The following is a 14909-nucleotide window of genomic DNA, read 5'->3' on the forward strand; positions in this document are numbered from 1 at the left end:
ACTTTTCTACTACAACTCTATTTTTCTACTATTCTACTTTTGAGATTGTCAAACTCGTTATCTACTATTTCCCTTTGAACGTAGGCTGTCGTTTTTCAATGAAGGCAGAAATCCCTTCCTGACCATCCTCTGAAGTGAATACCTCACCAAATAAAACGGCTTCCCTTTGAACAGTTGTTTCATATTGTTCATTTTTCATTGAATTTAGTAATTCAATTGTTGCTCTGATGGAAACGGGGCTTTTCTTCGCAATTTTTTTGGCAATTGCGATTGTTCCTTCATACAGAGCCTCTTCTGGAAAAGCTTGATTTGCTAATCCATATTGGACAGCTTCTACACCAGTTATTGGTTCACTTGTCCAGAGCATTTGAGCAGCTTTTGCAACACCAACGTAGCGTGGTAAACGCACAGTACCTGCAAACCCTGGGATAAGCCCCAACTGAAGTTCAGGCAATCCAAGCTTAGCCTTTTCACTCACAAGTCGGAAGTGGCAAGCCATTGCTAGTTCTAGGCCACCACCAAGAGCAGCACCATGGATGCTAGCGATTATTGGTTTAGAGAAACGTTCCATTCTTTCGAACAAATCCTGGCCTTTTCTTGCAAGATTTGAAAATTCTTTACCAGAGCTAATGGTTGTAAATTCCTTTATATCTGCGCCAGCAGAGAAAAAACGTCCCTCCCCATGTAACACGACAACTCTAACAGCTTCATCCGTTTCAAGCTCATCCAGGACCATTGTAAGCTCTTTCAAAACATCGGATGATAGTGCATTAGCTGGAGGTCGATTAAAGGTAAGAGTTGCGATGAACTCGTCTATGTTTACTTTAAAAAACTCCATCGGCTTCCCTCCTTAATTATGTATGTATACACCTCTAAAAAAATTCTTGAGAGTAGGTTCAAAAAGTCACCAAATGATGAGCTTCAAATCTCGGCGTCGCTCGGCCTCTTCCGGTCCTCACGTATTTTTACCATACGCCACGGTCCTCAAGCCACGAGTTCCTTGATTTTTTCGCTTCAAATTCGTTAACTTTTTGAACACTCATTTAAAGGTGTGCTTTGCCACAACCACTTACTAATAGGGCATGAACCGCTTCCGCTAGGGATGGTAAGTCATATTTTTGTTCATTCATAACCCATGTGGTTGCTGTTTCATCAATTGAGCCGAATATCATTTGTCTAGCTAATCGAACATCGAGATCTGGAGCAAATTCTCCGGTTTCTTTGCCAAACTGGATAATGGATTCAATTGTTCGTAAATAACCTTTTAGTACTTCATTAATCCGTAATCGTAATTCCTTATTTGATTGACGCAATTCAAGCTGTGTAACTATAGCCAGATGATGATCCGCAGCTAAAAGTTCAAAATGTTTTTCTACTAATGTTAATAACTTCTCCGCCGCAGTCGATTTTCCTGCTATTTCAGCTTCAATTTTCTCGATAAATTCTCCCATTTTTTCTTGGAACAATGATACAAGAATATCTTCTTTATTTTTAAAATAAAGATAGATTGTACCATCAGCAACTCCTGCTTGCTTTGCTATTCTTGATACCTGAGATTGGTGGTAGCCATTCTCCGCTATGACAACAACGGCTGCGTCTATAATTTGCTTGTATTTTGGTTTTGTATTTTTCAAGACCTTACTTCCTTTCAGAAAAATGAATGAACAGTCATTCATATTTCTATAATAAAACCTTTTGAAAGTACTGTCAATATTATCTTATTAATTTTGACAGATTTCAAATTTATTTACTAGCCCGTTTCAAGAAAGAAATAAGAGCCATAGGCTCACATCATGGCTCCTCACAACTGTCCGATACACTGGTGTCTATAGAGCTGATATATACCTATTCAGATTAATTAATTTTTGTTAGTTTTTCCTTTTCCTCTTCAACTAATACTCGTCGTAATACCTTTCCAACGATTGTCTTTGGTAATTCACTTCTAAACTCGTAAATTCTAGGAACTTTATATGCAGCTAGATGCTTTCTACAGTGCTTATCGAGTTCTTCCTCGGTACAATTCTGTCCTTCTTTTAGTACAACATACGCCTTCACTGTCTCTCCACGATACGGATCAGGGATGCCTGCTACAACAGCCTCTTGAACCTTTTCATATTCAAACAATACTTCTTCTACTTCCCTTGGATAAATATTAAATCCACCTGCAATAATCATATCCTTCTTACGATCAACTACATAAAAATACCCTTCATCGTCCATATATCCTAAATCCCCAGTTAACAGCCATCCATCCCTAAATGTGTTTTCTGTTTCCTCCGGTTTATTCCAGTATCCCCTCATTACTTGAGGTCCTTTTACTGCAATCTCACCAATTTCTCCAGATGAAACAGGTTCGCCTGTCTCCATTGAAAGTACCGCTGCATCCGTATCTGGCCAAGGCAGTCCAATACTACCATTCACGCGTTTTCCCCAAAGAAGATTAGCATGCGTAACAGGGGATGCCTCGGATAATCCATATCCTTCAACAAGCTTACCACCCGTTATTTTCTCAAACTGTTCTTGAACCTCTAAAGGTAGTGCGGCTGAGCCACTAATGCAGGAATCTATTGAGGATAAATCATATTTTCCGATATCTGGATGATTAAGTAATCCAATATACATTGTAGGGGCACCTGGGAATAATGTTGGCTTTAATTTATGGATTGTTTTTAAAGTATCTCCAGCATCGAATTTCGGTAAAAGAATCATTTTGGCGCCCATCATGATTGAAAGGTTTAACACTGTTGTCATTCCATATACATGAAAAAATGGCAGGATAGCTAAAATAGATTCTTCCCCTTTTCTACACTTATACATCCATTTTGAACACATAATTGTATTTGCGACTAAGTTCTTATGCGTTAACATTACTCCTTTCGGAAATCCTGTTGTTCCGCCAGTATATTGAAGTAGTGCCAGGTCTTCTTCTGGATCCACATCAATGTCAATTTCCTTCGCTTCTGAAGTCCTAATAATTTCCCTTAATAAGTGGTTTGCTCCTTCATGCTCGACCTTCACTACAATCCCATATTGTTTCTTTTGAATAAAGGGATAGATCACATTCTTAGGAAAGGGTAGATAGTCCTTAATTTCAGTTATTACGATGTGTTCCAGTTGTGTTAGCGCTTTCACTTTTGAGACTCGAGGAAAAAGTATATCTAGTGTAATAATCATTTTTGAACCTGAATCTATCAGTTGATATTCAAGTTCTCTCTCTGTGTATAACGGATTTGTCTGAACGACAATTCCACCGGCAAATAATACACCGTAATAGGCAATAACTCCTTGTGGACAATTTGGAAGCATAATTGCAACACGATCACCTTTTTGTAATCCTTTTTCCACCAAATAATTTGCAAGCTTTAAAGATTGGTCATAAATTTGAGAAAAGGTTAATTCTTTTCCTTGAAAATGAACGGCAATCTTCTGGGGAAACTCACGTACTGTGTTTTTCAAGTACGATTGAATCGGAATACTTTCATATTCAAGTTGATGCGGAACTTCCTCGGGATAGTTAGCCAACCACGGTCTTTCTAGCTCCATATGGTACCCTCCTTTAAATTTCTGTACAAATACGATGACGTATTCAAAAACCAGTTTGAATTTTCAAACCATTTACACTTATTATATTATATAGGCTATCTCGTGACAATTATATTAATGAATTGTTTGTCAAATACTGATTCACTAAGAAATAATACTCAAGCATTGTAGTACATTACTACTAACTGTCCATAAAAATAGGGCTGACAGGAAACTGAACTGCCCCCTGTCAAGTAGACAGTGGAAATAATAAAAAATGACCTAAGCGGCTTTAGCTCTATATTCCATAGGGCTGAGGCCGTTTAGTCGTTTTTGATATCTATTATGATTATAGAAAAATATATACTCGTCTATCGCTTTAGATAATTCTTCAAAAGTCCCATACTTACGCAAATAATACTTCTCGCATTTAAGCGTTCCCCAAAATGATTCCATAGGTCCATTATCAATGCATCTTCCAACTCTGGACATGCTTTGTGTCATCTCTGCCTTGTCTATTCTGCTTTTGAATCCGTTAGAAGTGTATTGGAAACCACGATCGCTATGAATAAGTGGATGGTCTCCATCCAACAATTGTGTAGCTTGATCGAGGGTCTTAAAAACAAGTTTATTGTTATTTGAATGTCCTAATACATAACTCACAATCGATCCATCATATAGATCACGAATAGCGCTTAAATAGGCCTTCTTTGATGTTCCATATTTAAATTCCGTGACATCAGTTACCCATTTTTCATTTGGTTTTTCAGCCGTGAACTCGCGGTTTAATACATTTTCTGCAACATGTTGAGGGATAGAGTGCTTATAACGTTTCTTCTTTTGCCGGATGACAGACTGTATACCAGCGACTTTCATTAGTCTATAAAAACGTTTGTGGTTGAAGTTTTGCCCAAGTTTTCTATTAATGGTCATCGTCATTCTCCGATATCCATAGATGCCTTCTACCTCTTCATGAAGGTCTTTCATCTCTTTAATAATTTCTTCATTCTGTAGTTCCCGTTCAGAAGGAGTACGCTTTAGCCACTTATAGTAAGCTGCCCGTGTAATACCAGCGATATCACAAAGTAACAAGATGCTTAGATTTTCTTTCTCATGAAGTTCCTTAATAGCGATGTACTTGTCCTCAAATCGGATTTGGCTTATTTTCGCCTCCTTTCGATCTCCTCTAACTTTTTTAAGAACAAATTCTCCGCACGCAAACGTTCATTTTCTCTTTCTAACTTTCTCATCTGTAACTTGATCTTATCCTCTGGAGTTAACTCAGTTTCTTCTTTTTTTCTACCACGATTATCCTTAAGCGCTTCATCTCCACCATTTTCATACTTCCTAACCCATTGATATACCTGTTGATAGGATACTTCATAAGCCTCAGCTGTTTTCTTAAAATCCTTCCCGTTCCCTATACAATCCATTACTATTTCAATTCGTTCAACCCAAGTAGTTTGTCTCCCTTTAGTCATAGAGCTCGTCCTTCCCTTCGACGTATCCTTTAATTCTCTATGACTATTATACTTGGAAATCCACCTCTGAAGGACACTTCTACTTGAAATTTCATACTTTCGAACAATCTCATATTGTGAATATTCCCCCGATGTGTAATCTAGAACAGCGGCTAATTTCACCTCTTTAGAATAGGACTTCCAGGTGCTAGAGTATTCAAATCCTTTTTCCCCATCTTTATCAAATATCTCTACCCATTTATATAAAGTAACTTTAGGTATTTGATATCTCTCGGTGAGTTCTTTAACTGTATAATCTTCGTTCTTATAAGCTGTTACTACTTCATACTTAAACTGACTAGAATAGATTTTATTGGACATAAAAAACTCCCCCTAAGGTAAAACAGATTATATTTTTTAATCTGTCTACCTAAGGGGGAGCATATCATACCCTGTAACAGCCCTTTTTTCTATAACACTAAATAAAGTATTCCTATAACAACGAAGATTGCACTTACAATTAATAAAATTTTTGCTAATTTCTCCATATTAAAAACCACCATTTCCTATACCAGCGCCAATTACATACGAAAGTCCCACCGATATGATCAAAGAAATTAATCCTACTGCACGGTTATCATTTTGAATTTCAACGTCTATATTAAATTTGGGAGTTAAAAATTCAAAAATGAAGTAGCCGATAAGTAATAGAAAAAATCCAAATACTCCCCACCCAATCATTACTAACAAGGAATCATGATTTTCAATGGAGTATCTAAAAATATTTGCGATCCCGAAAATCTTTCCGCCTGTTGCCATGGCTACTGAAAGATTCCCTTTTTGAATTTCTTCCCAATTTTTATACTTAGTGACCAATTCAAAGATGGCCATGGCTAGTACTAAGCACAATATAACAACACTGTAGTTAGCAGCAGTTAAAATGTATTCATTATCCCAAAATTGCTCCATTTTCTTCTCTCCCTATTAGAGATTGCGTATTATTTATTTTATTTTAGTTCTACAACAGTAACTCCAGTACCACCTTCGCCTGCTTCCCCAAATCTCGAAGATTTTACAGATCGGTGATTTTTCAAGTATTCCTGAACACCCTGTCGTAAGGCGCCTGTACCTTTTCCATGGATAATGGAAACCCGAGGATATCCAGCCAATAGCGCGTCATCGATATATTTTTCTACCCGTGAAAGTGCATTTTCATAGCGTTCTCCACGTAGATCAAGTTCTAAACTAACATGATAGTCTTTGCCTCTTACAGTGGCCAATGGCTTTGTTTCAACTGGTTTAGGGCTGCTCACAAATTCAAGATCAGTTTCTTTTACCTTCATCTTCAATATCCCGATTTGCACCTGCCATTCATTGTTGCTCACTTTTTCGAGTAGATGACCTTTTTGATTGAGGCTTACCACTTTCACCTCGTCACCTGGGACAAGTTTTCTCTTTGTTTTTGTAGAAACAGTTTGTTTATTTGTTTTATTTGACAGATCTGGAACAGCATTTTCCAATCGTTTTTTCGCATCAATTAATTGGTGTTCTTTCACAAGTGAACGTTGATCAAGCTTCATTTTTCGTAATTCGCGGATAATGTCTTCTGCCTCAGCAGTAGCCTTTTTGAGTGTCTCTTCTGCTTTTTGTTCCGCTTTTTCATACAGCTTTTCCCGCTGTTCATTAAAATCAATAATTTGTTCTTGAAGTTGCTTATGAAGAATTTGCGCTTGCCTACGAATCTCTTCTGCCTCATCAAGCTCTTGCTCCGCTTCTTTTCGGCTCTTTTCCAAGGAGGCAATCATATTTTCTACAGTGTTTGTTTCAGAGCTAATATGACTTTTCGCAGCACGAATGATGTTATCAGAAAGCCCGAGTCGTTTTGAAATTTCAAATGCATTACTTCTTCCTGGGACACCTATTAATAGCTTATAAGTTGGGCTAAGTGTTTCAATATCAAATTCAACGCTTGCATTAATAACACCTTCACGGTTGTATCCATAGGCTTTTAGTTCAGGGTAATGGGTTGTTGCAATTACTCTGGCGCCCCTATTGTAAACCTCATCAAGAATAGAAATTGCAAGTGCAGCACCTTCTTGAGGGTCAGTCCCTGCACCAAGCTCGTCAAATAAGACGAGGCTGTTATCATCGACTCTTTTTAAAATATCAACAATATTTACCATATGTGATGAAAATGTGCTCAGACTTTGTTCGATTGATTGTTCGTCTCCAATATCGGCATACACTGATTGAAAAACGGCAATTTCGGATTCGTCCTTTGCAGGAATTTGTAGACCAGATTGTGCCATTATTGTTAATAGACCAATTGTTTTCAATGTAACTGTTTTCCCACCTGTATTGGGTCCAGTTATAACAATGGAACTGTAATCCTTACCAAGCTCAATATCATTTGGTACTACCTCTTCCGGATTAATTAAAGGATGTCGTCCCTTTTTTATTAATACATAGCCATTTCCGTTGATTAAAGGCTTCGTTCCCTTCACCCGTTTACTGTAGCTTGCCTTTGTAAACATGAAGTCTAGTTCCCCTAATGTCTCCACATTTATATAGAGATTTTCTGCCTCTAAAGCTACCTCATTTGATAATTCAAATAGTATTCGGTCAATCTCTTGCTTTTCTCTTACCCTTGCCTCTTGTAATACATTATTTAATTCTACAACCGATTGAGGTTCAATAAATAATGTTGCACCAGAAGAAGATTGGTCATGTACAATCCCTCCATATGTCCCTCGATATTCCTGTTTGACAGGGATTACGTAACGGTCATTTCGGATTGTAATAATCGCGTCAGAGAGTGTTTTTTGAGCAGACGATGAACGTATAATGTGCTCTAGTTTTTCTCGAATTCTCGCTTCACTGCTTCGTAATTGGTGTCTAATGGTACGTAGCTTATCACTTGCACCATCCATAACAACACCGTTGTCATCAATACAGTTTTTAATTTTTTGCTCTAACTCGAATAGAGGCGTGATACTCGTTACCAGCTCCCCTAGAATCGGTAGCTCTATATCGTCTTCTATCATTGTTTCAATGAATTTTTTCATTTGACGACCAGCGTAAATTGTTCCAGCAACATCTAGTAATTCCATTGTATTTAATGCTCCACCAATGCTTGCACGCTTAATGGCAGCTCGAATATCTGTTAATCCACCAAGTGGAACATTCCCTTTAAGACGTAATACCTTTGCAGCCTCGTCTGTTTGCTCTTGTAGATAGACAACCTCCTCTACACTCGTAGAAGGTATCATCTTATCAACCTTTTCCCTACCTAAGGAAGATGAGACATGTTTTTTTAGCTGCTCCTTTACCTTATCAAACTCTAATACCTTTAAAACACGTGGTTGCATGCTGTAACTCCCTTCTAGCTACCTTCTACCATGGATAATGGTAAGACAGTAAAATCTCATCATTTGCATCACATTTATAAGTTTCTTTTTAAATACGCAAGTAAGTCTTCTTTTTCCCACGTATTAAGGACATTATCTTTTTTAATCCAGCCTTTCGTTGCAGCTGAAATTCCATACATCATATCTTCTAGCATTTCTATATTATGTGCATCTGTATTAATTACTAGTTTAACTCCTGCATCCTGAGCCTTTCGAATATATTCTGAAGAAAGATCTAATCGGTTCAGGTTCGCATTTAATTCGAGTGCCGTATTCGTTTCTTTGGCTAATTCAATTAACATATCCACATCCACGTCATATCCTTTTCTCCGCCCAAGTATTCTACCTGTAGGGTGGGCAATGATATCGACATGGAGATTATCTAGAGCTGTTTTTAATCGATGCATGATCTTCTCTCTTGGTTGTGAAAAGCTTGAATGAATGGACGCAATCACAACATCCACATCACGGATAAGATCATCATCATAATCAAGTGTTCCATCTGGAAGGATATCCATTTCAACACCTGTAAAAATGGTAAAATCATCATATTTTTCATTTAATCTCGCAATTTCCTTGTGCTGTTCTACTAGACGTTCAGGCGTAAGACCATTGGCTACACGAAGAAATTGGGAATGATCTGTTATTGCAATATAACGATAGCCTTTCTTTCGACAAGCCTCTACCATTTCCTCAATCGTATATGCACCATCACTCCATGACGTGTGCATATGAAGATCTCCTTTGATATCCTCTAGCCTAATATGCTCTACTTCTTGTTGGAATGCATCGACCTCTGATCCATCCTCTCTGAGCTCTGGAGGGATAAAGGTTAGACCAAAATATTCGTAGAATTGCTCCTCTGTTTCAAAGGTTTGGATTTCCCCTGTTTCAACATTTTCAACACCATATTCACTTATTTTTTCTCCACGATCCTTCGCCAGCTGCCTCATTCTTACATTATGTTCTTTACTCCCTGTAAAATGGTGGAGTGTCGTGGCAAACTCATGAGGTTTTACAAGCCGAAAATCTACTGAAATATCATAGTGATAGGAAATTTGTACGGAAACCTTTGTATCACCGCTTGCTATAATTCCATTAATCCCATTAAGTTGTAAAAGTTGTTCGCGTACTTTTTCTGGTTCATTTGTAGCAATAATAAAATCAAGATCCTTAATGGTTTCTCTCATTCGTCGTAAACTACCTGCACGAGAATACGTAATAACCCCATCCATTGTACGTAGCTCTTTTTCAATATCATCAGCAAGAGCCAGCATTAATGCTATCGGTAAGCGATCAGGTCGTTTTCCGTACTCCTCAATGGAAGCTAGTATTTTCTCTTCCGATTTCTTTCCAAAACCTGCAAGAATTTGAATTTTCTCATTCAAACAAGCCTGCTTAAGCATTTCCATGTCTTCAATACCTAGCTCCTTATATAGCTTGGCAATTTTTTTACCACCAAGGCCTGGAAGGTTAAGTAATGGAATAAGACCTTCTGGTACTTGCTCTTTTAATTCTTTTAGTACATTGGAATCTTCTGTTTCGATATATTCCTTAATAACAGCTGCAGTACCTTTTCCTATACCAGCTAATGTTGTAAAATCATCAATTGTTGTTAAACTCCGGTCATCATTTTCAAGTGCTGCTGCAGCCTTGCGAAATGCCGATATTTTAAAGGGATTGTCTCCTTTTAATTCCATATAAACTGCAATCGTTTCTAATAAACGGATTACATCCTTCTTATTCACTGTCACTAAATCCACCTACCTATATTCCATACGATTAACTATCCAAAATGATACAGATTTTTTATAAAAATGTCACTTATTGTTATCGTCTTAAATAAGGAACAAAAAAAACTTCTCCATTTAGAGAAGTCTATACATACTTATCATATCCACATGTCTTTAATTTTTCCAGTAAAAAATGGTGTATGTTGAACGATGAATTTGGCCATAAATGAATCATTTAAATTAGATTGAACCAGTTCTACTGGAAGAAGTGCTCCGATATAAAGGACGATAAACACTAGTAAGTACACTTCGACAAAACCAAGTAAACCGCCAGCCCAACCGTTTATTTGTTTTAGTATTGGTAAATTAGCAAGAAAATCAAGCATGGAACCGAGGATCTGCATTAAGAATTTAGTAGCAAAAAAGATAATAGCAAAGGCAATCGCTCGGTAATAGGCTGTCTCTAAATTTGTACTTTCGAATAAAAACTGCATAGTTTCAGCATCACCAAAAGTAGGATATGGAATCCATAATACTAATTTGGGTGTAAGTTCATCATAGTAAAGGTATGCAACGATAAATGCAACGATAAAACCAGTAAGATGAACGATTTGAAGAATAAAGCCTCTTCGTAAACCAATTATAAATCCCAATAACAGGATAATAATCAACACTAAATCGAACATATCCCTTCAATCCTTTTCATTTATTACTTGTTCTAATTGTTTTTCAAGTTTTTCGTAGTCTTCTTTCAGCTTTAGATGTTCGTGTACGACATTAACCGCAGTTAGTACAGCTAGTTTATTAATATCAAGTGTCGGATTTTTATCGCTTATTTCTCTCATTTTATCATCGACAATTGAGGCCACGAGGCGTATATGACTTGTGCTCTCAGACCCGATTATTGAATATTGTTGTCCATATATATCTACTGTTGTTTTTGTTTTTTGTGGCTGTGACAAGTAGTTGGCCCCCATTCTAGTCAATCCTACACATAATAATACCATGAACACGATATCTATGGAAAGAAATCTCAACAAACGATATGATAGAATACATAGAAATCTATCGAATATACTATAAAAATTAAAATAGGAGATGTTATTTTGTCAAATACCGTCTTAAAAAGTAGCCTCGAATCAATTGGGAAAATGAAAACTCATTATTCTAATTACTTACTAGATAAAGTACCACCAGGTGGCGTTTTTGCAGCAAAGTTATCTGGTTGTACAATAACAGCATACAAATCGGGAAAAGTTTTATTCCAGGGTGGAGGTGCTGCCCAGGAAGCGCAAAAATGGGGAACTGTAGAGTCCACTACTTCAACAACTAAAACAACTTCCAAGCAAACAGTTTCCAGTAGTAATCTACCGAAAAACATTGGCACTATGTCTATGATTGGTTCTGATGAGGTAGGTACAGGTGATTATTTTGGACCGATGACCGTAGTTGCTGCATATGTTTCAAATGACAAGATCCCCTTGCTGAGGGAATTAGGAGTGAAAGATTCGAAGGATTTAAATGATAAACAAATTTGTGAGATTGCAGAATCTATCATTCATGTTATTCCATACAGCCTACTGGTTTTACATAATGAAAAGTACAACGACCTCCAAGCAAAAGGAATGTCTCAAGGGAAAATGAAAGCATTATTGCATAATAAGGCTATTGGTCATGTACTAAAAAAGATTGAACCTACAGTTCCTGAAGGTATCTTAATCGACCAATTTGCAGTACCTCAAGTCTATTTCAAACATTTATCAGGTCAAAAAGAAATCATTAAAGAAAATGTATATTTCAGTACCAAAGCCGAAGGTGTCCATCTATCAGTCGCTGCGGCCTCTATTATAGCACGCTACGCTTTTGTAAAAGAGTTTGAAAAACTAAGCAGGAAAGCTGGTCTTGAATTAAAAAAAGGTGCCGGTGCCCAGGTTGATAAAGTTGCCGCAGAGCTTATCAAAAAACAAGGGCTAGCATCATTACGCACATTTACTAAGCTACATTTCGCAAATACGGAAAAAGCGAAGAAAATAGCTAGAATGTAACAAATTATATACTTGTCTCATCACCTACATGACTCATTTAGGAGCACTATAGATAAACAAAAAACGGAGTGGACAATCGTCCACTCCTCAGAGAGTAGACAAAGTCATGAAATGACTTTGCCTACTCTCTTTTAGTATGAAAATCTCTGGTTACATTACGTACTCAGACTGTCTTGAAAACGCTTGTCAGACAAGGCGTGAAGCCGATCGAAGACGCGAATAGAAGTTGCCTTCATGAGCGGACGAGAGAGGCAAGCAACGCAGTATGCGAGCGTTTGTCAACAGTCTGCGGAGTGGACAATCGTCCACTCCTCTTTATTTATGAACGTAAAGTTGCATCGAATTTTTCAGCAACAGCTGTTAATACTTTTTCATGAGCTTTGGTAACTTCTTCCTCTGTTAAGGTGCGTTCCGGATCAAAATATTTAATGGAGTATGCAACTGATTTTTTGCCTTCTTCCATACGCTCCCCTTCATATAGGTCAAAGATTGTAACATCGCGAAGTAGCTTACCACCTGCTTCAATGATGACTTGCTTCATATCCCCTGCTGCAACAGATTTATCAACAACAAGTGCAATGTCGCGGCTCATTGAAGGGAAACGTGGGATTGCTTCATAACGAATTTCCTCGACGTCAGCCTCTAAAATATCCTTCAATGATAATTCAAATACAAAGGTTTCGGTTAAATCGTATTCTTTTTGTACATTTGGATGAATTTGTCCAATAAAGCCGATTTCTTTGTTATCCAATAAAACAGATGCTGTACGGCCTGGATGCATTCCTTCAACTCTTGCTTGAAGGAATGTGGTTCTCTTTTCAAGACCAAGCTTTTCAAATAAACCTTCTAACACTCCTTTTACCACAAAGAAGTCCGTTGCTTTCTTCTCTCCTTGCCATGTTGGAGATAGCCATGAGCCTGTTAGTGCTACAGCCAGATGTTCCTTTTCTTCTGGAAGCTCACGATTTGAATCTTCTAGGAATACGGAACCAACTTCATAGGTAGCAACACTATCAATTTGTCGTGCAAGATTATGACCGACCACCTCTAAAACATGGGGAAGTAGACTCAAACGAAGAACACTTCTTTCCTCGCTCATCGGCATTGCTAAGCGAATTGGCTCTCTTTTCTCAAGTGCATACTGATTTACTTTTTCAGCGCTTGTTAATGAATATGTGATGCTTTGATAGAGCCCTACACCCTCAAGATACTGTCTAACTAATCTGCGCTTTGCTTGATAGTCAGTCAATCTACCAGGTGTAGATTCGCCAACTGGCAATGTTTTTGGCAGCTCATCATATCCATAAAGTCTCGCAACCTCTTCAATTAAATCCTCTTCAATTGTTATATCACCTCTACGGGTAGGTGCTGTAACATGGAACGTTTCATTATCTACAGTAAAAGGGAATTTTAGATTTGTAAAAATTTCTTCCACTTGTTCTCTAGATATATCAGTTCCTAATACTTTATTAATTCGCTCAAGAGTTACAGATACATTGACAGGTTTTACATCAAGTGTGTCTACTGCAACTACACCATCAAGAACTACACCGCCAGCAAGTTCTGCCATTAACTCGGCCGCACGATCAGCCGCTTCACGTGTACGTTTTGGATCAATTCCTTTTTCGTAGCGTGCACTTGCTTCACTACGTAAACCATGGTCCTTAGAAGCTTTACGAATCGTACCGCTATTGAAATAAGCTGACTCGATCAAAACAGTGGTTGTATCATTTTGAACCTCAGAGTTTGCGCCACCCATTACACCCGCAAGTGCTACTGGTACCGTTCCATTTGTTATGACAAGATGCTCATCTGTTAATGTACGTTCTGCATCGTCTAATGTTGTGATTTTTTCCCCATTTGTTGCACGTCTCACGAGAATTTCCTTTGAACCAAGACGATCATAATCAAATGCGTGTAGAGGTTGTCCATATTCTAATAATATGTAATTCGTAATATCAACTACATTATTATGTGGACGAATACCTTCAGCCATTAGACGTGTCTGTAACCATAATGGTGATGGTCCAATTTTCACGTCTTTTACTACTCGTGCCACATACAATGGATTGTCTTCTTTTGCTTCAACTGAAATCGAAATATAACCTTCTGTTTTTTCTGATGAAGTTGTTACTTTTGGTTGTGGAAGCTTTACATCTTTTCCTAAAATAGCTGCAACCTCGTATGCAACACCTAACATACTTAAGCAATCAGAACGGTTCGGTGTTAATCCTAGTTCTAGCACTTGATCATCAAGGTTAAGCTGAGCAATCGCATCTGCTCCAGGTTCTACATCATGTGGAAAAACAAAGATTCCTTCTGCATACTCTTTCGATACAAGCTTTGATTCAAAACCAAGCTCTTGAAGAGAACAAATCATTCCATTTGATGCTTCACCACGAAGCTTTGCCTTTTTAATTTTAAAGTTACCAGGAAGAACAGCTCCAACCTTTGCTACTACAACTTTTTGGCCTTTTGCTACATTCGGTGCACCACAAATAATTTGTACAGGTTCTTCCTCACCTATATCAACAAGACATTTATTTAATTTATCAGCATTTGGATGTTGTTCGCATTCTAGAACATGCCCTACAACTAACCCGGTAATACCTTCTCCTAAATGATCTACACCTTCAACTTCAATTCCACTTCTTGTTATCTTTTCTGCTAACTCTTCTGCCGATACTCCTGTTATATCAACGTATTCCTGCAACCATTTATATGAAACAAACATTTTTCTTC

At 37.7% G+C, this 14909-nt stretch carries 11 protein-coding genes; 1 reads left to right on the top strand and 10 read right to left on the bottom strand.

What is annotated here, in order from left to right:
- Positions 1-64: 64 nt before the first annotated feature.
- The 9 genes from ACWNMY_RS05060 to zapA all read right to left on the bottom strand — a co-directional run bounded on the left by ACWNMY_RS05060 (position 65) and on the right by zapA (position 11084).
- On the bottom strand, positions 65-838 hold the full coding sequence (locus tag ACWNMY_RS05060; RefSeq protein WP_449537186.1) for an enoyl-CoA hydratase: 774 nt from the start codon (positions 836-838) through the stop codon (positions 65-67).
- Between the two features lie 205 nt (positions 839-1043).
- A complete protein-coding gene (locus tag ACWNMY_RS05065; RefSeq protein WP_449537187.1) occupies positions 1044-1634 on the bottom strand; it encodes a TetR/AcrR family transcriptional regulator in 591 nt (196 codons plus the stop codon).
- 220 nt (positions 1635-1854) lie between these two features.
- Positions 1855-3543 (bottom strand): AMP-binding protein, encoded by a 1689-nt coding sequence (locus tag ACWNMY_RS05070; protein WP_449537188.1) that lies wholly within the window; start codon positions 3541-3543, stop codon positions 1855-1857.
- A 261-nt stretch (positions 3544-3804) separates the two neighbouring features.
- Positions 3805-5363, bottom strand: a protein-coding gene (locus tag ACWNMY_RS05075) for an IS3 family transposase (protein ID WP_449537189.1) whose coding sequence is annotated in 2 segments (ribosomal slippage) — positions 3805-4721 and positions 4721-5363 — 1560 coding nt in all. Because the reading frame shifts where the segments join, the coding sequence is not laid out codon by codon here.
- Positions 5364-5531: 168 nt separating this feature from the next.
- Positions 5532-5951: a DUF350 domain-containing protein gene (locus ACWNMY_RS05080; protein WP_449537190.1), complete on the bottom strand. Its 420-nt coding sequence runs from the start codon at positions 5949-5951 to the stop codon at positions 5532-5534.
- A gap of 38 nt (positions 5952-5989) precedes the next feature.
- The gene (locus tag ACWNMY_RS05085) at positions 5990-8350 is read right to left on the bottom strand and encodes an endonuclease MutS2 (protein WP_449537191.1); all 2361 of its coding nucleotides are present in this window, start codon (positions 8348-8350) and stop codon (positions 5990-5992) included.
- Between the two features lie 74 nt (positions 8351-8424).
- Positions 8425-10137 carry a DNA polymerase/3'-5' exonuclease PolX gene (polX, locus tag ACWNMY_RS05090; RefSeq protein WP_449538391.1) on the bottom strand — a complete coding sequence of 571 codons (1713 nt, stop codon included), beginning with the start codon at positions 10135-10137 and terminating at the stop codon, positions 8425-8427.
- Positions 10138-10280: 143 nt separating this feature from the next.
- A complete protein-coding gene (locus ACWNMY_RS05095; RefSeq protein WP_449537192.1) occupies positions 10281-10808 on the bottom strand; it encodes a CvpA family protein in 528 nt (175 codons plus the stop codon).
- 6 nt (positions 10809-10814) lie between these two features.
- On the bottom strand, positions 10815-11084 hold the full coding sequence (gene zapA, locus ACWNMY_RS05100; RefSeq protein WP_449537193.1) for a cell division protein ZapA: 270 nt from the start codon (positions 11082-11084) through the stop codon (positions 10815-10817).
- A 144-nt stretch (positions 11085-11228) separates the two neighbouring features.
- On the opposite strand from zapA, the gene rnhC reads away from it, so the two are divergent.
- Positions 11229-12167, top strand: a complete 939-nt coding sequence (rnhC, locus tag ACWNMY_RS05105; protein WP_449537194.1) for a ribonuclease HIII — start codon at positions 11229-11231, stop codon at positions 12165-12167.
- A 319-nt stretch (positions 12168-12486) separates the two neighbouring features.
- On the opposite strand, the gene pheT is transcribed toward rnhC, so the two are convergent.
- Complete coding sequence (gene pheT / locus ACWNMY_RS05110) at positions 12487-14901, bottom strand: phenylalanine--tRNA ligase subunit beta (protein WP_449537195.1); 2415 nt, start codon at positions 14899-14901, stop codon at positions 12487-12489.
- Positions 14902-14909 lie beyond the last annotated feature (8 nt).

This window comes from Ferdinandcohnia sp. Marseille-Q9671 (genome assembly GCF_976954385.1).

What these genes read in the sequence shown, in the direction of transcription:
- ACWNMY_RS05070 (WP_449537188.1), bottom strand. Translation starts at nt 3,543, where the DNA reads ATGGAGCTAGAAAGACCGTGGTTGGCTAACTATCCCGAGGAAGTTCCG.
- ACWNMY_RS05095 (WP_449537192.1), bottom strand. Translation starts at nt 10,808, where the DNA reads ATGTTCGATTTAGTGTTGATTATTATCCTGTTATTGGGATTTATAATT.
- ACWNMY_RS05085 (WP_449537191.1), bottom strand. Translation starts at nt 8,350, where the DNA reads ATGCAACCACGTGTTTTAAAGGTATTAGAGTTTGATAAGGTAAAGGAG.
- pheT (WP_449537195.1), bottom strand. Translation starts at nt 14,901, where the DNA reads ATGTTTGTTTCATATAAATGGTTGCAGGAATACGTTGATATAACAGGA.
- ACWNMY_RS05080 (WP_449537190.1), bottom strand. Translation starts at nt 5,951, where the DNA reads ATGGAGCAATTTTGGGATAATGAATACATTTTAACTGCTGCTAACTAC.
- ACWNMY_RS05060 (WP_449537186.1), bottom strand. Translation starts at nt 838, where the DNA reads ATGGAGTTTTTTAAAGTAAACATAGACGAGTTCATCGCAACTCTTACC.